This is a genomic window from Lacrimispora sp., assembly GCF_031982545.1.
Taxonomy (GTDB): Bacteria; Bacillota; Clostridia; order Lachnospirales; family Lachnospiraceae; genus Lacrimispora.
Map to the genome: position 1 here is coordinate 152,600 of NZ_DALYXB010000002.1, position 19,545 is coordinate 172,144.

Consider the following 19,545-nt stretch of genomic DNA (forward strand, 5'->3'; position numbering starts at 1 on the left):
AAAAAGGCAGTGTATCATCTTCTATGACACACCACCTGTATTCATCTTCTTTTCCTGGAGTACGATCCTTTGAATGCTCTTTTCTGACAGATAATAACGCTCCGCCAGAATCCTTACACAAAATCCGGATTCATAATCTTTATAGATGGAACGATCCCGCCGTTTCCGTTCTTCTCTGGCTCCCGTTCCCTCTCCCCAGTTTCTTTTATTTTCCTGTTTTCTTGGGATGTAAACATACTCCCCGTCAATATAATTCTGAATCAGTTCCACCAGCTCTTCTGGCAGAATTTCATTGGCTCTCTGATAGCGCATCGCTGCCTCCTAAACAATTTTCTGTCCGGATTAGCAAAGGCTATACAATTACTTATCGTTTCACTGCATAACCTGTGCTATGCAGTCTTTGAGGGTTCCATCATAAATAACCCGCCTCCTTTTCATCACTCATTCACCCGCTGTATCTCCAGTATTTTACCACAGAATCATAAAAAATAGTACCTTATACTTAATATAGAATTAAAAATGATCACTCCTTAGCTTTTTACAACCACCCCTAAGTACTTTGCCAGCTCTGCTGCCTGATATAAATCCACCACTGCACCTTTCAATTCCCTGCACTCATCGGACAGCACAAGACCGTGTATGGTACAGGTGGTAAAATCCATCCCTTTCAACATAGTCTTAAAAAAGCTGGCATTATCTAAGTTAACCTGATTCCACAGCAGATCCTTCATGCGGCACTGGGTAAGAAATCCTCCCTCTAACTGGGCGTCAGTAAGGTACATGTGTTCCATCTTGGAACTGTCAAAATTGGCATAGCGGAAATTACAGTCTGTTATTCTGGTATGTAGTATGGTACTGCCACAAAACCTGGCACCCACTCCTTTGGAAGAAATGAATTCTGTCCGGTTAAAATAACAGTCTTCCAGACCGCAGTTGGAAAAATCACAGGAACGGAAAATAACATCGGTAAATTCCCCTTTTTCAAAAGAACAGTCCTGAAACAGGCAGTTTTCGAAAATCGAAGTGGAAAACTGCATACGGGAAATATCCTTCCCGCTCATACGTACGTTTCGGATTATCGCATCCCGGATTTCTTCTTCCCTCTCTATTTTTCTATTTAATTCCCCTTCTTCTATGAGGATCAGTTCCTCTTCCCCTGAAAGAATCGGCGCAAGCAGCTTGTCTTTCATCCTTCCATACTCCTTTTTAATCTTATTGCTTTTATTATGCCACACAGCTTCCGTCTGGACAATCATAAAAAAACAAAGTTCAAAATCCATACATAGGCACTGGCTATCAATGATTGAAAAAAGGCCGAATAGAGCCGATTGGATTTTTACAGATACAACGCTTATAATAAAAACAGTAAGATTGTTAAAAAAATAATTATTTAAAACCAGGAGGAAGGAACTATGAGTAAATTATCCAAAGAAGAATTCAAGTCCTATTTAATGCAAATCCGAGAGCTGGCGGAAGGACCGTTAGAAGAGATCCAGAAGGAAGTCGAGGTTACTAATAAATTTCCAAAAGAATTCTACGATCTTTCAATCAAAAATGATTTATACCGCTGCGCTCTGCCAGTAGAATATGGCGGCTACGGTCTGTCCGAGCTTGAGATCTTACAGGTACAGGAAGAATTCTCCAGAGGACCAGGCGGAATGAGAATGCATCTACACTATGCAATGGATTTAAACTGGAGAATCATTGATGATTACGGCAGCAAGGAACTGAAAGATGAATACATGAACAAGTTCCAGGATAAATCAGTATTCACCTGCTTCGCTCTCACAGAAGCAACTGGCGGTACCGGAGCCGATTTACATACCATGGCAGTAAAAGAAGGCGATTCCTACGTATTAAACGGAGAAAAAACATTAATCTCCCATACCGACTGCTGTGAATTTGCTTATGTAATTGCAGTTACTAATCCTGAATCAAAAAAAGACGACAGACTTTCCGCGTTCTTTGTTCCAATGGATGCTCCAGGATTTGAAGTAATCAACATGCCTCATATGATGGGCTGCCGCGGAGCAGGACACGGGGAACTGAAATTTACAGACTGCAAAATCGACAAGAAGTATTTATTAGGAAAAGAAGGCCAGGGCCTTGAAATTGCCATGCATTCCTTATCTGTATCCCGTGCTCATATTGCAGCAAGTAACTTAGGTATGGCTCAGAGAATGCTGGAACTTTCCTTACAGTATGCAAATGACCGTGTCACATTTGGAAAACCAATCGGAACCCGTCAGGCAATCCGGTGCAAAATTGCTGATATGTCCATGATGGTTCATGCACTGCGCTGCATGGTTTACGATTTCGCTAAATCTTATGAAGAGAATCCTACCGGCGAGTACATTGAAGAGAAAGCAGCAATGTGCAAGCTGTACAGCATTGATACCACAAGAAAAGTCAGTGATGAAATGTTAGAGATCTTTGGCGGAGTGGGATACTTTGAAGACTGCAAATACGGTCCTGTAGAACGTCTCTACCGTGACTGCCGCGCAATGTGGCTGGAAGAAGGCGCTCCTACGGTTCAGCGCATCACCATTTCTAAAAATACCATTAAGCATGGCGCAAAAATGGAATACATCATCTAACAGGAATTCACCTTGGGGTCATCCGGTTCCGTATGGGCCTGATGACCCCAGGTTTTTGTAAAGGAGGAGGATCCGTATGAAACCTTTAGAGGGAGTAAAAGTAGTAGATTTAACCACATATCTTGCAGCCCCTACCACAGTCCGCGTTCTCGGAGAATGGGGGGCCGACTGCATTAAAATCGAGTCCGCCAAGGGTGATCCTGCAAGAACACAGGGCGCAGTATTTAATATGCCCTACGAAGATGATGAAAACCTGGCATTTGATGTTGCCAACATGAACAAACGCTTTATTACCCTGGATTTGAAATCGGAGAAGGGCCTGGAAATCGCATACAAACTGATTGGAGAAGCCGATGTCTTTGTCACCAACACCAGAACAAAGTCCTTAACAAAACTGGGTCTTGACTATGAAACATTAAGCAAACGTTTCCCAAAGCTGGTTTTTGCCCAGGTCTTAGGCTATGGGGAGAATGGCCCGGAAAAAGATTCTGCCGGATTTGACGTTACCTGCTTCATGGCAAGAGGCGGTGTGTTCGGAACTACTGTAAATAAAGGCGATGCCCCCATGATCCCAACCAACGGCTTTGGGGACTTTCAGGTTTCCCTAAGTCTTGCTTCCGGGATCTGCGCTGCTCTTTATGCACGGGAAAAGTCAGGAAAGGGCGATAAGATCACAGTCTCCCTCCATCATGCTGCAGTTTACGCACTGAGCACAGGAGTGATTTCTGCCCAGTACGGCAATCAGTATCCAAAAAGCAGGAAGGAAGTTCCCAATCCATTTAATAACGTATACCGCACCAGTGACCAGAAATGGGTGGTAATCTGCTGTCCGGAGTATGACCGCGACTATGAAAAGATCATGACACTGTTAGGAAGACCGGATATGGTCGGAAACTCCCGTTACATGAGATGTGCAGACGTAAATGCAGGTCATTTAAACCATGAGGTCATTGATGTTCTTGATGACGCCATTGGCAAACTCACAAGAAAAGAATTAATGAGCATGTTTAAGACCAACGACTTAGCCTGCGAAGCTGCCTATGAACCTCTTGATATGTACGAGGATGAACAGGTCTGGGCCAATCACATTATTGCAAAAATCCCCTACCCTTCCGGTGAACGGTACCTTCCTACAAACCCGGTAAACTTTGGTTCTGTTGGAGAACCGGAGTATCAGATCGGCGGCTCCCAGGGTGCTCATACAGTTGAGATCCTGAATCATCTGGGATACAGCCAGGGTGAAATCGGTGAGATTCTTGCCTCCGGCGCAGCCACTGGGGAAACAAAGCTGAAAAAATAACCACGATAGAATGGAAAGGTGAGATGACATGAGTTTACTATACACCGAAGAACAAAAAGAGCTTCTTGCTCTCGTAAGAGAGATGGCTGAAAACGAAATCAAGCCTTACGTAAAAGAAGCAGATGAGAAGGGTGAATGTCCGAGAGAACTCTTTAAGTGGGGTTTTGATATGGGACTTCACATGCTGGAAATTCCCGAGGAATACGGCGGAACCGGCTTAAGCTATGAAACCACTGCCATGATATTTGAAGAGCTGGCAAAAGTAGATGCAGGCTATGCCATCACCTTTGTAACCACCTTTGTTGCCTTAAGAAATGTAATTCTCGCAGGAACCAAGGAGCAGGGACAGTATTTTGCTGACAAAATCAGACCAGGATCATTTGCAGGATTTGCCTTAACCGAGCCCAATGCAGGCTCTGATCCGGCCGCCATGCGTTCCACCGCAGTCTTAGATGGGGATGAATACATCTTAAACGGAACAAAAACCTTTATTACAAACGGAGCTCTCTCTGATGTATTTGTAGGATTTTTCAAAACCAGCCCGGCTGCCGGACACAAGGGAATTTCCGCCTTTATTATTGATGCGGATGCACCAGGCGTTACCATTGGCGCTCATGAGAATAAGATGGGACTTCGTCTTTCCAATACCACTGACTTAATTTTTGAAAATGTGCGGGTAAAAGCTTCCGCCATGGTTGGACCGGAAGGCTCCGGCTTTAAGCTGGCTCTAAATGCACTGAACTTATCCCGAGCATTTGTGGCAACCCTGGCAGTGGGAATTATGCAGAGAGCCCTTGATGAATCCGTAAAATATGCAAAAGAACGCAAACAGTTCGGGACTCCCATCATCAAGTTCCAGATGGTTCAGGCACTGCTTGCAGATATGGCAATCAAGGTGGAAGCATCCCGGTGTCTGGTTAATAACACCATGCGCATGATGGACCAGGGAATCATGGTTCAGAAGGAAGGCTCCATCTGCAAAACCTTTGTCTCCGACTGTGCACAGGAGGTTACCTCCAATGCAGTACAGATCTTCGGCGGATACGGATACAGCAAAGAATATCCCGTAGAAAAGCTGATGAGAGACTGCAAAGTGTTCCAGATTTTTGAAGGCGCCAACCAGATCCAGCGTATGACCATTGCGAATGTGCTGGATAAGGAATACAGATAGGAGGACATAACAGGATGAATATCGTTGTTTGCATCAAGCAGGTTCCGGATACAACAGAGATTAAAATCGATCCGGTAAAAAACACCCTGATCCGTACAGGTGTACCAAGCATCATGAATCCATTTGACAAAAATGCCTTAGAAACAGGTCTTACCTTAAAGGACCGCTACGGCGGAAAAGTGACTGTGATCTCCATGGGGCCTCCTCAGGCAAAGGCTGTATTAAGAGAAGCTCTTTCCATGGGAGCTGATGAGGCTTATCTGGTGACAGACCGTGCATTTGGCGGTTCTGATACCTATGCCACCAGCTATATCCTGTCACAGGCCATTAAAAAGCTTGGTGACTTCGATGTGATTCTGGGCGGAAAACAGGCGATAGACGGGGATACGGGGCAGACCGCCCCCAGTATTGCAGAGCACCTTGGCGCTGCAAGGCTTACTTATATTCTGGATTTAGAGGCAGATGGTGATAAGGTAATTGCCAGACGTCAGGTGGAGGAAGGAATCGAAGTAATCGAGGCCCGCTTCCCCATTCTTTGTACTGCAACAAAGGAAAGCAACAAACCCAGATATGCTACCATAAAGAGAAAAATCGCCTCTTTAAAAGCAGAGATACCAGAAATTACCCTGGCTGATTTACCAGATGCGGATGTGTCAAAAATGGGACTTAAAGGCTCTCCCACCAAGGTAAAAGCTACTTTCACACCAAAACGGACCGCCTGCGGCGTGACCATAGAGGGAACTACTCCCGGTGAAATTGCTAACGCACTGATCGGCAAGCTGGCCGACGGGAAAATACTGTAAAAGGAGGCCGAAGAAAATGAGTTTTGAAGCATGGAAGGATGTTTGGGTATTTGTTGAATGTTTTAAAGACCAGCCAAAAAGCGTGGGACTGGAACTTTTAGGCCAGGGCAGAAAACTGGCAGAAGGATTAAAACAGGATCTTTGTGCAGTAGTAATCGGAAATGATACCAAAGAGGCTGTAAAGGCCGCCGGAGAATATGGTGCGGATAAAATTTATGTGGTTGAGGGAGCGGAATACGAAGATTACTCTGCCGATGCCTATGGAAATGTGTTTTTAAAACTATGTGAAAAGTATCAGCCCAATACGATCTTAGTTGGTGCAACAGTAAACGGCAGAGACTTAGGATCCAAGATCGCGGTAAGCCTGCGCACCGGTCTGACTGCAGACTGTACCGCCCTCAGCGTTGACGAGGAAACCGGCAATGTTGTCTGGGAACGTCCTGCTTTCGGAGGTAATTTATATGCTCAGATTCTTTGCAGTGAAACCAGACCTCAGATGGGTACCTGCAGACCGGGAGCATTTAAAAAAACTGAAAAGAATCCGGACAATAAACCGGTTGTAATCCGGGAAGAAATCTCCACTCCGGCCCAGGAGATCCGAACTAAGGTAATCGACTTTATCAAAGCCTGTGAAGACAATGACATTCGGCTTGATGAGGCTGAAATTATCGTTTCCGGCGGCCGGGGTATGAAGTCTGCCGAGAACTTTTCTGTATTAAAGGAATTGGCTGATGTACTTTGCGGTACCGTAGGCTGTTCCCGCGCTGCTGTTGATGCAGGCTGGATGCCTCAGAGCAAGCAGGTCGGACAGACGGGCGCTACCGTTTCCCCTAAAATATATTTTGCCTGCGGAATTTCAGGAGCAGTGCAGCATGTAGCCGGAATGAGTGAGTCAGGAACCATCATTGCCATTAACAAGGATGAAACCGCTCCTATTTTCGAGGTTGCGGACTATTGCATTGTTGGCGATTTATTTGAAGTGGTTCCTGCTCTTGTCAAAGAGCTGAAGGCGAGGCAGCAGGGATAACCTTATCATACCTCTGCTCTTCATTTCCAAGGAGAAGGGTTATGCTTGAAGAAATAAAAATAAATCCTGATTTAAAACTTCAGTATTTGAAAAAAGGCTTCTGGGCGGACCGGACACTAGCTGACTGCTTTCATGAGTCAGTCAGAAAATATCCGGACCGGGAATATGTAGTAGATGACAGAGGATGCCGATATACTTACAGGCAGATGGATGAGGCCGCTTCCAAAGTGGCGGCCTTTCTCCGTTCCCAGGGAATCGGCCCCGGTGATGTGGTTTCCTATCAGATTCCGATCTGGAGCGAATTCGCAGTAATTACCATTGCCTGCTTTAAGGTGGGTGCCGCTGCCCACCCGATTGCCATGTCATACGAGGAAAAAGAACTGGTCCGCTGCTTAAATCTAACCCAGTCCAAAGCTTATTTTGCTCCCACCTGGTTTCACAAGACCGATTATGAGGAAATGATTCAATCAGCACTTCCTCATATTAACAGCCTTCGTGCAGTGGTTTTGCTGGATCAGACCAGGGAGATAAAAAGCAGCTGTTATTCCTGGAAGAATATTCTCCATGATTACAGGCCATTAAGCACCTGGGAATGTGCCCGGCAGACTGGACAGGATATTGCCGCCATTCTTGGAACCTCTGGCACTACCTGCGGCTCAAAAGGTGTGATTCTGACTCATGATAACATCCGTTACAGTGAGGAAACCTTTAACCGGGAGCTGGGGATATCAATGGACGATATTATGTTTATGCCTGCCCCTCTCAATCATGCAACCGGCTTTCACCATGGGATTATCGCTCCCATGCTCACAGGTGCGAAGGTGGTTTTACAGCAGAAATACTGCTGCCGGGAAGCCATTGATTTAATGAACCGGGAGGCCTGTACTTATTCCATGGGCGCCACTCCTTTTATCTATGATATTTTAAGGGATTTAGAGACCAGCGGAGGTGCAATCCCCTCTCTTAAATTCTATTTATGCGGCGGCGCACCTGTTCCGGGCTATATGGTCCAAAAAGCCTGGGATTATGGGATACTTCTATGTGAGGTGTATGGTTCTACAGAGAGTGTTCCCCATGTTTTTGTCAGACCCTGTGACGCATTAAGGCTTAATGGAACTGCTTCTGGAAAACCGCTGGAAGGAGTTGAAATCCGTGTGGTGGATGAAAACGGAGCAGATGTTCCATTTGGAACTGCAGGAGAAGAATTGTCAAGAGGTCCCAATGTATTTGTGGGATATTTAAAAAACCGGGGAATTACCGATGAAGTCCTTGACGATGACGGCTGGTTTCACAGCGGAGATCTCTGCGTTATGGATGAAGATGGAAACATACGGATTATCGGAAGAAAGAAAGATATGATCGTCCGTGGCGGGGAAAATTTAAATTCCAATGAAATCAATGATAATTTAGAAGGCTGTCCCGGAATTCTGGACCATACCGTCATTGGTATGCCTGACGAACGCCTGGGGGAACGGATCTGTGCTTTTGTGGTTGTTGCAAAAGGGTTTGAAACTCTCTCTCTGACAGATGTAACAGACTATTTAAAAGAGCACCGCATATCCAAACGCTTCTGGCCGGAACGTCTGGAAATAATTAAACGAATTCCCCACACAGGAAGCGGAAAAGTTAAAAAATATCTGCTGCGGGAAGAGCTGTTAAAACGGATGAAGGGGTGACAGGCTATGACTCAACAAACATTCGGACCAAGAAGATGCCGTGACACAAGAAAACCTCCGGCTAACCAGTGTCCGGAGGTATCCTTTTACCGATGCGAAACATGCGGCGGACTGTTTCCCGCCATTGCTGTCCCTCCCTCTGGTGAAACGGAAATTTTATGCTGTGGTTCAAAAGCGGTCCATTTAATACCGGAATCATCAGGCCTGGTAAACGATAAGATTCACTTAAGCTATCGAATCACCGGCGGCTACAATGACAACGCCGTGGAAGTATTCTGGGAAGCATTAAAGCCGGAATATATGCCGGAGTGGATGTATTTAAAAACGTTTACCGGGGGGTACTTAAAATATTTACCTAAGACAAAGCGTCCTCCTCTTGTTTTTTCCCTGGCAGACACCGATGCCTTTGCCTATTGCGATGAAGACCCATGCCTGGAATGCGTCTTCCGCTGTAAACGTGGATTTGTAATCTATTCCTATTCCAGGGAAACAGGGCTGACTGCGATTCCGCTTGATAAAATGACGGCGCAGTGGCAGTCCGGTGCAAATGAGAAAGCTTAATGAAGAGTTTTCATGACTGACAGACTATATAAATATTGGAGGGAACATTATGTTAGCTACAATTGGTCTTATTATTGCCATTGCACTTTTAGTTGTAATGATTATCAAGGGCATCGATATGATAACAGCGACGGTGATCACGGCAGCCATTATTCTGGTCACAAGCGGGCTGGATCTTAAGGAAGGGTTTCTGACCACATTTTCCGGCGGTGCCGGCGGCTTTGTAGCCTCCTGGTTTTTAATTCTGGGGCTTGGCGGGGTCTTTGGCCAGCTTGTTTTAGAAACAGGTCTGGCAACAAAGATCGCCCAGACACTGACAAAGAAGCTGGGAACGAAAATGGTAGGTCTGGTCATCCTGATCTGTACATTTTTCATCACTCTGCTTGGTATCAACGGTTATATTATGGTATTTGTCCTTTACCCCATTGCCGATAACCTTTTATATGAAAATAAAATGGACCGGCGGGTGCTTCCTTTCCTTCTTTTGGGCGGCGGTGCTTCTGCCAATGGTTTTGCCTATTCCTTAGATATCTGCAATGTACTGCCAAGTAAATATTTAAATACCTCCCTTGGATCAGCGCCTCTTCTTTCCTTTGTATTTACCGCGATCCTTGCTGTTTCTTACTTCCTGTATTTTAATTATGCACAAAAGCAGAGTCTGAAAAATAACACACCGGAACAGCTTCTTGCCATGTATAAGACACAGCAGACAGCCGTTTCGGAAGAGGAACTTCCCGGAATCTTCATGTCCGTTCTTCCTTTTGTTCTTGTTTTAGGCTGTGTAGTTGCAACCTCCAGCTGGGGAACTTCTCCAAGCATTATGTTTTCTCTGGTCATTGGTATCCTGTTAATTATCTGTACCCAGTTAAAACGGATTAAGAACATGAAAACTTCCATTAAAACCGGAAGCAGCTCCGGCTTAAACTCCATGCTTACGGTTGCTGCAGTTATGGGTCTTTCCAAAGTTTTAGGCGCTTCTCCTGCATTCCAGCAGCTGCAGCAGGCAGTGCTTGCCATGAATATGCCCGCATATCTGAAAGCATTTTTCGGCACAACGGTGCTGACCGGACTGACCGGTTCTGCAATTTCAGGTGAAACCATTTTCATGGAGAGCTTTGGGAAAGCATTTGTTGATATGGGAGTCAATGTTGCTGCTCTTCACCGCATTGTAACAGAATCTGCCCTGATCTTAAATAAACTGCCCAACTCCTCCGTTGCAATCCTTACCATGTCCATCTGCGGATGCAGCTTAAAGGAAAGCTATAAACATATTATTTTAGGTACCATGATCCCGGCTTTTGTTGCAGGACTGGTAATTGCACTTATGGCAACTGCAGGTATTGTATAACCTTTTTTGAGCCAATCGTCTATGATATAAAAACAGCGGGATGCGCTTGTGGCAGCATACCGCTGTTTCTGTTTAATCCTTTTTATAAGTGTTTAAAAACGTCTGAAAAAACTGAAGAAATCCATCTTCTACTGCAACTGTATCAAGTTCATCTTTATCCAGATCATAATAGTACTTACCAGTTTTTATATCAACAGACAGACTATCTAATGGAAACCCCTTCTTTCTCATGTTATGAGGTTTCGATTTCATAAGAAATGGTTCACTGGCCATACTCTCTTCCATCGCCTGATAAATATGCTGATCATCCACAATGAGACAGATGGCATTTCGGTAGCGGGCTGTTAAATCTCCATACTCTTTTGCCAGTCCGCTGTAATATTCTAGCATCTCATCATCTGTCAAAGTTCTTCCATTCCTGTTTCTTACATGTACTCCAGGCTGGACTTCCTCTGGTACCTGATCAAAGTATAGTCCTGAATCACAGGAAAAGACAGGTTCCATAAGTAATTTATAATATGCAGTCGCTTTTAGATAAGCGTTCTCTAATGGTGATGAACCTGTTTCCGGTACTTCCGGAATCTCTATGCCTAAAGCTTTTAACCCGACTATCTCTAAATCAAATCCCGACAACCGTTTCTGCATTGCTGATAATTTAGCTGGATTTCCAGTTCCATATATTAATCTCATATTCTGCTCCATCCCGTCTGTACGATTACGGCAGATTCATCTCGTGCGCCACAACGAAATCTGCAAACGCTTCCACAGAGGAGGAAACGAAATTCTTCCTGCTGAATGTCATATAAATCAGGCGGGTATCCTTTGGTACATCTGACAGAGGAATCATTACCAGGTTATCAAATTGTTTTAAAAAGGGAGTGCGGGCAACGATAGCTGCCAGATTTGTCTCTGATATCACACCTCCGATGGAAATTTCATCATCATAAGAAAATGTTGCCTCCACCTCATGCTGCTGCAAAAGAGTTCGGACTACTTTTCCTATGGGTATGCTATCACGATATGTAGTGAGATTATAATTTTTTAATTCGCCTAAACATAATTCTTTTCTTCCTGCAAGGGGATGGGCGTCGTTAACAATCAAAACCAGCTCCTGCGCCATAATGGGAACAAATAATAGATCCGGCTCCTCTTCCACCATGGAGCAAAAACCTAAGTCATATTTTCCAGCTGCTACCCCATGAGCGACCTCAATAGACATCCCCTGGAAGATATTAAATTTTGCCTGAGGATTCTTTTTCATGTAATTTTGAATTGCTGTTGGAAGAAAATCGCCTAATAAAGTGGGGATACAGCCTACATCAATGGTACCTCCCAGCTGACCAGAATGCATCTTCATGGTGGCTATCCCCCGTTCCAGCTCGTTTAGCGCCTGGGATACATGAATATAAAATTCTTCCCCGTATTTTGTCAGTGTTACATTGCGTCCTTTTTTCTGAAACAAGGATATTCCAAGCTCACTTTCCAATGAAGCGATCGAGTCACTTAACGAGGGCTGAGCGATGTAAAGTTCTTTTGCGGCTTTCGTATAATGCTGTAATTCTGCTAGTTTTATGAAATAATATAACTGCGGCAAATTCATGCAGATCCCCCTATATTTTGTTTAAAATTTAACAGTATTATCTATGTATATTATACAAAAAACGACAGGATTTGACAACTGTTTGTGTGAATTATATTCAGTATTTTTAAACTTATTACAATGATAAAATTTAGAATATTTCAGGTTAGGCCAAACTTAAATGAATACGAAAAAAGCTGTACAGATTCTTAGTAACTAGTACAAATCAGTACAGCTTTGTCATAGATGTATTTCCTGCATCGCTAACGGCTTATGTAAGAAAAGAGCCTGCTTTCTAATTCCATTATATTCTTTTCCAGGATACGTAAATTTTGTCCTTCTTCAATTCCTGTCCAAACTTTATCCAGGATAATTCGATCTATAAAACCATTGTTAATATTTGCTCCTGCTATTTCATTATATCCATCTAACACGTGTTGTAGAATTTCTATTGGTATCATATAAAAATCGATAGCCGGATCACCCCAACCCGAATCACCCCAATCAATAACAGATAATAATTTATCATTTTTTGTACATAAAAAATTGAACTCATTTGTATCTCCATGTACAAAACTTTTTTTATAGGAAAAAGTTTCATCAGTAAATTTGTTTTTTATTAATTCTAATAAATAGGACGATTCTCTTTCATAATTAAGCAAACCCTGAATTAGCATGTCTTTTGTATAGTCCCTGTCAGGGCTGCCAAGCCAACAGTTTGGATCATTACAGCTTTTAACAGTTACATGTAATTTTCCAAGTTCAAATCCTATTTCCCTCCATGTATTATAATAATGCAAATAATGATCTATTTCGCCTAGTGTTAAACCTTGGATCCGTTCCCAAATAGAATATGTTTTATTCACCATTGTATAAGAATTATCAAAATAAATTAACTCCGGTGTTTTTATACCATTAGACTTAGCCAATGGAGCTGCTACGGATTCCGTTAAGGCGTCAGAAGCGGCTTCTGGATGATTTGTAGGAATTCTTAGAATAAAATTCGGTGTTGCATATATATCATTGGCGATACCATGGGTGGCCAATTTGACACATGGTTCATTTATATGATACTTACCTAAGATCTCCTGAATTAAATCATCCAAAACTTTCTCCTCCACTTTTAATTATAAAACATCATTTGTGATACGGCTCTCCATTTATAATCCGATAGCTCCGATAAATCTGTTCCAGCAAAATCACCCGCATTAACTGATGAGGAAACGTCATATTAGAAAAGCTCAGTTTGTAATCAGCCCGCTTTAACACAGCGTCAGCCAGCCCAAGGGAACCGCCGATAATAAATACAATCTGGCTTACTCCGCCGACTCCAAGAGCCGCTATTTTTTCAGACAGCTTCACCGAATCCGGGGTATCTCCGTCAATGGCCAGAGCGATCACATAAGCACCTTCCTTTATAGAAAGAAGGATTCTCTCCCCTTCCTTCTCCTTAATCTGCCGTTCCACCGTCTCACTGGCATGATCAGGTGTCTTCTCATCAGCCACCTGGATCATCTCCAGCTTGCAGTATCGGCTCAGTCTTTTGCTGTATTCGGCTATGGCGTCAGTATAAAATTTTTCTTTAATCTTCCCCACAGTCACCAATGTGATTTTCATTCGTATCTCCTCTATCCATTCAGTTCTTTCTTCATCATGGCAATTAAAAAGTCAGTGATATCTCTCGCAGACCGCTTTTGCCCTGTCTTCACTTTCCGGACAACTTTTCCTTCCGGTTTTACATTAATATGATAAACAACCCGTAAGAATTCTTCCGCTTCCTCCCAGGCTTCCCGGCTCTCAGGGATTAGATCCAGCCCCATCTGGAATACATGAAACATTCCTTCAAAGACGGATATCCGGCATTTCACCCCAGCTTTTTTTAACTTCTGACCCACCATCAGGGTGTCGCTTAACAGTATCTCGTAATTTCCTACCTGCATCAGTACGGGCGGAAATCCGCTAAAGTCTCCGAACAGCGGCGAGATATAGGGTTCCATGGGATCCGCCCCTCCAATATACGTAGAATCGTAAAGCATGTTATGGGTGGAATTGCCAAAAAGGGGATCCAGCTCATAATTAGCCTGATAGCTTTCCCCACTGTTTGTTAAATCCGTCCAGGCAGACATGGTGAGAAAACCTCCCGGAAGAGGCAGGTGATTGTCCTTTAAATAAAGACCCAATGCAAGACCTAAACCTCCGCCAGCTGAATCTCCTGCTATTACAATATTTTCAGGGGCATACCCCTTCTCCTGCAAAAGCCACTGGTAAGCCGAAACGGCATCCTGCAAAGCAGCCGGATAGGGATCTTCCGGAGCTACCCGGTAATCCGGAGTCAGCACATCTCCTCCATAGCTGATTTTGGAATACCGGACTGCAAACCTCCGGTAAATATTCTTCATTGGACCGATATAACCGCCACCGTGAAGCTGAAGAATCACACGCCCTGTAACAACTCCAACAGGTCTTAAATATTCCATCTTTAAATCACATTTTTCTATAATTTCATATTCATATCCAGCCGGACATACCCAGGCCGGCTCTACCGGATTCTTTCTCAGTTCGCCGCTCTGGATTGGCTGCTTAAACGAAGTTTCCATTACATTCTGCATCATATCCCTCACCAGATTTCCCATCACACTCACTTTTTTTCTTCTCATATGTCTACCTCCTTTCCAGACAGCACGTTCTATATATGAAATCGTCTGATCAGCTCATTCTTTACTCTCCGGTCTCCCAAAACGATGGTGACTGCAAGAATTATCACGGTCACTGCCACTGTCACAATGGACAGAAGCGGTCTGGTAATCAACCCTGCCGCCCATAAAATCAACGGAATAAAGCTGAAAACAGTAACTGCAATCTGATACATGAAATAGCTTTGCCAGTTCATTCGGTTAACAAGAATTAAAAACACTACCGCCAGGTCAGCAAATAATATGGTACTTGGTATCCCATAGTTCACAGACCAGCCGCTGTACCCTGTCACATGATCAATGGAAACCCATACGATTTCTGCCGCTATGGTCTGCATGACTACTTTTCCCGCCAGATTGGAATGGCGCATAAAGGAATACCGGACTGTCATGACAGAATAGGCCATTAAGGCAATTGCGATTACTGACCATATGGAGCCAGAATAGGTCGCGAGGTTAATGATTCCAAGTATCACCCCGGCAAAAATCATGATCCCGTAAAAAATATTGGCAATCTTTTTCATCCGTTCCTTGTCATACCGGATCTGGGGATACTGCCCCTTATCATCTCTGTGATCCGGCACCCCATTACTTTCCAGTTCAACCGGAATCCCTTCTTTCCTTAGAAAACCAAAAAACGTGTCCGCAAGCCTTGTATCCTGAAAAACAGAACTGAAGGTAACGTTTACTTCATCTGCGTAGGAACATACCCCGCATTTCATAGGCTGTCTGCGTGAAACTCCGATCAACATGGTAAAGCGTTCAATCTCTTTTGCATATTCTTCATCCATCTCAATGGGACCGATGTTTGACAATGTCATGGTATATGCCCCATTGTTCCTCCAGAATATCAGATTTAAAGCAAGCCATTTTATTACAAGAGGAGTAATGCGCAGATACCACTTCTTCTCACTGGAAACATTATAGGAAATGGTCTCCTCCATCTTCTCTTTTGTAATCTTTTCATCCATCTGGGTACAGACCACATGTAGTATCTCCTCAAACGTATGATTCTCTCCGGAAGAAAGAAATTCCACTAAAGTCACGGCAAAAAAATTCGCCATAGTCTCAGAACCGAAAAAATTCCTAAGATTGATGGGAATGCTGATTCCAATGGATTGTTCAGACGGCTTCTTTTTTAAATACTCCTGATAAATAGACCAGATCAGTGCAGCAGTTAAAAAACGGGTAATACTGACGCCATAGCCCTTGCTAACAGCCTTCATCTCTTTTAAACCAATATAACCGTGAAGAATATTCTCCTCATCCAAAGAAAGCAGTTCCCCGGTAATATGATAGGCTTTTGCAGAACTGTATTTCTGTTTCCGGATCTTTCTATAGTTACGGACGTAACTGTCCTCCACATTCATGGAAACATCGGAAGAAATCTTCTGGGGTGCCTTGTGACCGGTTCTGGAATCCTTTACCAGATCCAGATAGCGGTAAACCAGTGCCTTTAAAAAATTAACAGCACCCAGTCCATCTGTGACAGCATGAAATACTTCCAGATTGATCCGGCTGCCAAAATAAGTGACCCGGAATAAAAAAAGCTGGTTGCTGTGTGGGTCAATATACTTACAGGGATAAGTTGTCTCCCGTTCAATGACCGGCATCCGGCTGTTGTGTTCAAAATAATACCAGAAAAAGCCTCTCCTTAGTTTCACGGAAAATCCTTCAAACTGTGGCAGAACTTCCTCTAACGCTCTCTGTAAGGTTCCAGGTACCACTTCACTTTTTAACTGGGCACTGATCCGGAACACATTGCTTAAATTCTCATCGGCTATGACAGGAAAAATCTTTGCCGTATTGTCAAGCCTTCTCCATCGTTCCCCCTGCGGGCTTTTCTTCATCGTTTCGGCACTCCTTAATTTAAGAAAAGGCGGATCTCGCCGGTCTCCCGGCAGAAATCCTCCTTTTTTTCACTAAACGCGGAAATAATATCCTACGCCCCATTTCGTATGCACATATTTGGGATCACTGGGGCTGGGCTCAATTTTCTCCCTCAGACGCCTTACATGAACATCTACAGTACGGACATCACCTGTGTCCATCGCCTTGTTTCCCCAAACATAGGTAAGCAGCTGTTCTCTGCTGTAAACTTTGCTGGGGTTGCAGGTTAAGAGCTCCAGAAGATCGAATTCCTTTGCTGTTAAATTGATCTCCTTCTCTGCAATAAAGACCCTTCTGGCATCCCGGTCCAGTTTTAAATCCCCGGCTGTCACCAGATGGCTGTCTTCCTTATGATCCCGTCTCCCCTTCTTGGCATTTCTACGCATAATTGCCTTAATTCTTGCTTTTACTTCCAGAATGTTAAAGGGCTTCGTAATGTAATCATCAGCTCCATACTCAAGCCCCAGAATCTTATCCATATCGTTGCCCTTGGCTGTCAGCATAATGATGGGCATCTCGGAAAACTCCCGGATCGCCTGACAAACCTCATATCCATCAAACTTTGGAAGCATGACATCCAAAAGCACTACATCGTATTCCTTCTGTTTTGCCAGATTAATGGCTTCCTCACCATCGTAGGCACAGTCCACTTCCATACCATCCTGCTCCAGACTGAATCTCATTCCCTTTACAATCAGTTTTTCGTCATCTACTACTAAAACACTTGCCATTTTGCACCTCTGTCTTCTATTTAAACCGTGATATCGTCTTTTATCTTCTGAAAGGCTGCCTCCTTAATTCCTGATATCTTCATAATGTCTTCAATCTTCTGAAATCCACCGTGACTCTCCCGGTAACGAATGATGTCATCTGCCTTCGCCTCTCCCACTCCTCGTAAGGTCATGAGCTGACCCTTATCAGCCGTGTTAAGATTCACTTTACGTCTGCCTTCTGATGAACCGGTTCCGGAAGATAATGCCTGATCCGAAAGCGCTTTGGCTTCTTCCTTGTCCGGCACCTGAATCTTCATCCCGTCTTTGACCGGTTCCGCCATGTTTAGCGAATCAGCTGCTGCATTCTCCGTAAAACCTCCGGCTACTGCGACAGCGTGAAAGATACGGCTTCCCTCCTCCAGCTCATAGACGCCTGGAGAAGCCACCTCTCCGCATATATGTACATAGCAAATACGTAACGGTTCTTTTGATGTTTCTTTTAAATCCCCGGCTAAAGATTCCTCTTGTGACGATGCAGGTGTCTCCTGAATGGAAACAAACACTTCTTCCCGGTATTTATGATTTCTGTTTAAGCCATAGCAAATACTGCATATGATTACGCAGAAAGCTATGGCTGCGATCTTAATCCTATGATAGTTCATGGAATCCTCCCTTTACAAAATTTTGCAAAAAAGGATCCCATCCTCAGCCCTTGTACCTATTCTACCTAAAGAAATAAGTAAATACAAGCACTATTTCCAAATTAGTTAAAGATTATAATGCCTATGATGGCTACAACTGCTCCAATTAGTTTTTTCCACTCAAATCCAACTTTTTCTACGCCAAATAATCCAAATACCTCCACTGCATAAGCCACCACGATCTGGGATACTACTATCACCAGAGCAGCTTTTGCAGGTCCTAACGTCCCCATACTTTTTACAACTGTATAAGTAATAAATGCGCCGATAATGCCTCCGATCAGCATGTATTTGGGGTGAACCGAAAGAAGGGTTGAAATATCGTCCCTCCCTGAAAAATACCATAAAATAAGGCAGGTTAAAAATGCTGTCAGCTGAACCCAGCCTGCGGATACCCACATGCTGGTCTGTTTGGACACTCCCGTATTTAATACTCCCTGTATGCTCATTAGCGCTCCTGATATCAGGGCAATGATAAAACCTGTCATAGATACAACCTCCGCATCTGTATTTTTTAATTGAAAAAATGCAATGATGCACTGCTTTACTAGGTTGTGCTTAATTTACTTTTTTATACTTATTTTACAGGCTTAAATAACTTGACATTCCCTTTTATTTCAGTTATACTCACACCGAAATGAAAAAATTATGACACGCTGGGGGAGCCTTAGGCTGAGAATGGTATTTACCTGACCCTTACTACTTGAACCGGACAATGCCGGCGGAAGGAAGCAATAGTAGTAGTCCCCTCCTGTGCATACGAAGGAGGTTTTTTTATGTCATTTTTTCTAACCTATTCTCAGGAATCCGGAGAATACCTTTTAAAGCCAGCCGGTTATGGACTGGTGATTGCAGCACTTTTTATAATTTTACTGGGAATTCATCTGCTTACTGGCAAAACACTTCCGACCAGACAGCTGAAAACCCGGCAGATGGTAACCTGCGCAGGCGCGATGGCACTGGCTATGGTGGCTTCTTTCATCAAATTTGCCTCACTTCCGTTCGGAGGTTCCATCACATTGTTTTCCATGCTGTTTATCTGTCTGATCGGCTATATCTACGGCGTTAAAGCCGGAATCATGACAGGAGTGGCATACGGAATTCTTCAGTTTATTATGGGGCCATATATTTATGCTCCCGTTCAGGTTCTCCTGGACTATCCGATAGCATTTGGCTGCCTGGGCCTTTCCGGATTGTTTCATAACAGAAAATACGGACTGATTCCAGGATATATCACAGGTGTTTTAGGCAGATATTTATGCCATGTTATTTCCGGTTACATATTCTTTGCTTCCTATGCGCCGGAAGGCATGAACCCGCTTTTATATACCTTTGGATATAACGCTACCTATATTATCCCTGAAATGGTTGTAACTATCGTAATATTATATCTGCCACCGGTCATCGAAGCCATTACCCAGATGAAACGCCAGGCGGTAAACGGTTAAAATAGATAGTAGTCCAGCATAGAGATATATCCTATGTG

General features: G+C 43.7%; 20 protein-coding genes and 1 riboswitch. Of the genes, 9 read left to right on the forward strand and 11 right to left on the reverse strand.

From position 1 onward, the window contains the following. Positions 1–21: 21 nt before the first annotated feature. Both ABS301_RS04235 and ABS301_RS04240 read right to left on the reverse strand, forming a co-directional pair. A complete protein-coding gene (locus ABS301_RS04235; protein ID WP_349671028.1) occupies positions 22–312 on the reverse strand; it encodes a CD3324 family protein in 291 nt (96 codons plus the stop codon). A 218-nt stretch (positions 313–530) separates the two neighbouring features. Next, positions 531–1,190, reverse strand: a complete 660-nt coding sequence (locus ABS301_RS04240; protein ID WP_349671029.1) for a pentapeptide repeat-containing protein — start codon at positions 1,188–1,190, stop codon at positions 531–533. A 222-nt stretch (positions 1,191–1,412) separates the two neighbouring features. Here ABS301_RS04240 and ABS301_RS04245 point away from each other — a divergent pair, with 222 nt between their 5' ends. From ABS301_RS04245 to ABS301_RS04280, 8 genes are all read left to right on the forward strand, one after another. Then, positions 1,413–2,597 carry an acyl-CoA dehydrogenase family protein gene (locus ABS301_RS04245; RefSeq protein ID WP_349671030.1) on the forward strand — a complete coding sequence of 395 codons (1,185 nt, stop codon included), beginning with the start codon at positions 1,413–1,415 and terminating at the stop codon, positions 2,595–2,597. A 76-nt stretch (positions 2,598–2,673) separates the two neighbouring features. Continuing rightward, the gene (locus ABS301_RS04250) at positions 2,674–3,897 is read left to right on the forward strand and encodes a CaiB/BaiF CoA transferase family protein (protein ID WP_349671031.1); all 1,224 of its coding nucleotides are present in this window, start codon (positions 2,674–2,676) and stop codon (positions 3,895–3,897) included. A 28-nt stretch (positions 3,898–3,925) separates the two neighbouring features. Then, the gene (locus tag ABS301_RS04255; RefSeq protein ID WP_349671032.1) at positions 3,926–5,068 is read left to right on the forward strand and encodes an acyl-CoA dehydrogenase family protein; all 1,143 of its coding nucleotides are present in this window, start codon (positions 3,926–3,928) and stop codon (positions 5,066–5,068) included. Positions 5,069–5,082: 14 nt separating this feature from the next. Further along, complete coding sequence (locus ABS301_RS04260) at positions 5,083–5,871, forward strand: electron transfer flavoprotein subunit beta/FixA family protein (RefSeq protein WP_277406266.1); 789 nt, start codon at positions 5,083–5,085, stop codon at positions 5,869–5,871. Between the two features lie 16 nt (positions 5,872–5,887). Beyond that, a complete protein-coding gene (locus ABS301_RS04265) occupies positions 5,888–6,898 on the forward strand; it encodes an electron transfer flavoprotein subunit alpha/FixB family protein (protein ID WP_349671033.1) in 1,011 nt (336 codons plus the stop codon). A 41-nt stretch (positions 6,899–6,939) separates the two neighbouring features. Further along, complete coding sequence (gene fadK / locus ABS301_RS04270; protein ID WP_349671034.1) at positions 6,940–8,574, forward strand: medium-chain fatty-acid--CoA ligase; 1,635 nt, start codon at positions 6,940–6,942, stop codon at positions 8,572–8,574. 6 nt (positions 8,575–8,580) lie between these two features. After that, a complete protein-coding gene (locus tag ABS301_RS04275) occupies positions 8,581–9,135 on the forward strand; it encodes a hypothetical protein (RefSeq protein WP_349671035.1) in 555 nt (184 codons plus the stop codon). 49 nt (positions 9,136–9,184) lie between these two features. Next, the gene (locus tag ABS301_RS04280; RefSeq protein WP_349671036.1) at positions 9,185–10,483 is read left to right on the forward strand and encodes a GntP family permease; all 1,299 of its coding nucleotides are present in this window, start codon (positions 9,185–9,187) and stop codon (positions 10,481–10,483) included. Between the two features lie 72 nt (positions 10,484–10,555). Here the strand turns inward: ABS301_RS04280 and ABS301_RS04285 are convergent, their stop codons facing one another. From ABS301_RS04285 to ABS301_RS04325, 9 genes are all read right to left on the reverse strand, one after another. Then, the gene (locus tag ABS301_RS04285; protein ID WP_349671037.1) at positions 10,556–11,173 is read right to left on the reverse strand and encodes a non-canonical purine NTP pyrophosphatase; all 618 of its coding nucleotides are present in this window, start codon (positions 11,171–11,173) and stop codon (positions 10,556–10,558) included. A gap of 25 nt (positions 11,174–11,198) precedes the next feature. Further along, complete coding sequence (locus tag ABS301_RS04290; protein ID WP_349671038.1) at positions 11,199–12,083, reverse strand: LysR family transcriptional regulator; 885 nt, start codon at positions 12,081–12,083, stop codon at positions 11,199–11,201. Positions 12,084–12,325: 242 nt separating this feature from the next. Next, positions 12,326–13,168, reverse strand: coding sequence for an aminoglycoside phosphotransferase family protein (locus ABS301_RS04295; RefSeq protein ID WP_349671039.1), 843 nt, complete (start codon positions 13,166–13,168; stop codon positions 12,326–12,328). A gap of 31 nt (positions 13,169–13,199) precedes the next feature. Continuing rightward, a complete protein-coding gene (gene rlmH, locus ABS301_RS04300) occupies positions 13,200–13,679 on the reverse strand; it encodes a 23S rRNA (pseudouridine(1915)-N(3))-methyltransferase RlmH (protein WP_349671040.1) in 480 nt (159 codons plus the stop codon). Positions 13,680–13,690: 11 nt separating this feature from the next. After that, complete coding sequence (locus ABS301_RS04305; RefSeq protein ID WP_349671041.1) at positions 13,691–14,719, reverse strand: alpha/beta hydrolase; 1,029 nt, start codon at positions 14,717–14,719, stop codon at positions 13,691–13,693. Between the two features lie 29 nt (positions 14,720–14,748). Then, on the reverse strand, positions 14,749–16,605 hold the full coding sequence (locus ABS301_RS04310) for a DUF6320 domain-containing protein (RefSeq protein WP_349671042.1): 1,857 nt from the start codon (positions 16,603–16,605) through the stop codon (positions 14,749–14,751). Positions 16,606–16,677: 72 nt separating this feature from the next. Then, the gene (locus ABS301_RS04315) at positions 16,678–17,376 is read right to left on the reverse strand and encodes a response regulator transcription factor (RefSeq protein WP_104434990.1); all 699 of its coding nucleotides are present in this window, start codon (positions 17,374–17,376) and stop codon (positions 16,678–16,680) included. 20 nt (positions 17,377–17,396) lie between these two features. Beyond that, entirely contained in the window at positions 17,397–18,020 is a 624-nt protein-coding gene (locus tag ABS301_RS04320; RefSeq protein ID WP_349671043.1) for a helix-hairpin-helix domain-containing protein, read from the reverse strand. Positions 18,021–18,121: 101 nt separating this feature from the next. After that, positions 18,122–18,547 carry a DMT family transporter gene (locus ABS301_RS04325; RefSeq protein ID WP_349671044.1) on the reverse strand — a complete coding sequence of 142 codons (426 nt, stop codon included), beginning with the start codon at positions 18,545–18,547 and terminating at the stop codon, positions 18,122–18,124. Positions 18,548–18,707: 160 nt separating this feature from the next. Beyond that, a riboswitch (TPP riboswitch) is annotated at positions 18,708–18,806 on the forward strand. A gap of 29 nt (positions 18,807–18,835) precedes the next feature. On the opposite strand from ABS301_RS04325, the gene thiT reads away from it, so the two are divergent. After that, positions 18,836–19,507 carry an energy-coupled thiamine transporter ThiT gene (gene thiT / locus ABS301_RS04330; RefSeq protein WP_349671045.1) on the forward strand — a complete coding sequence of 224 codons (672 nt, stop codon included), beginning with the start codon at positions 18,836–18,838 and terminating at the stop codon, positions 19,505–19,507. Positions 19,508–19,545: the final 38 nt, after the last annotated feature.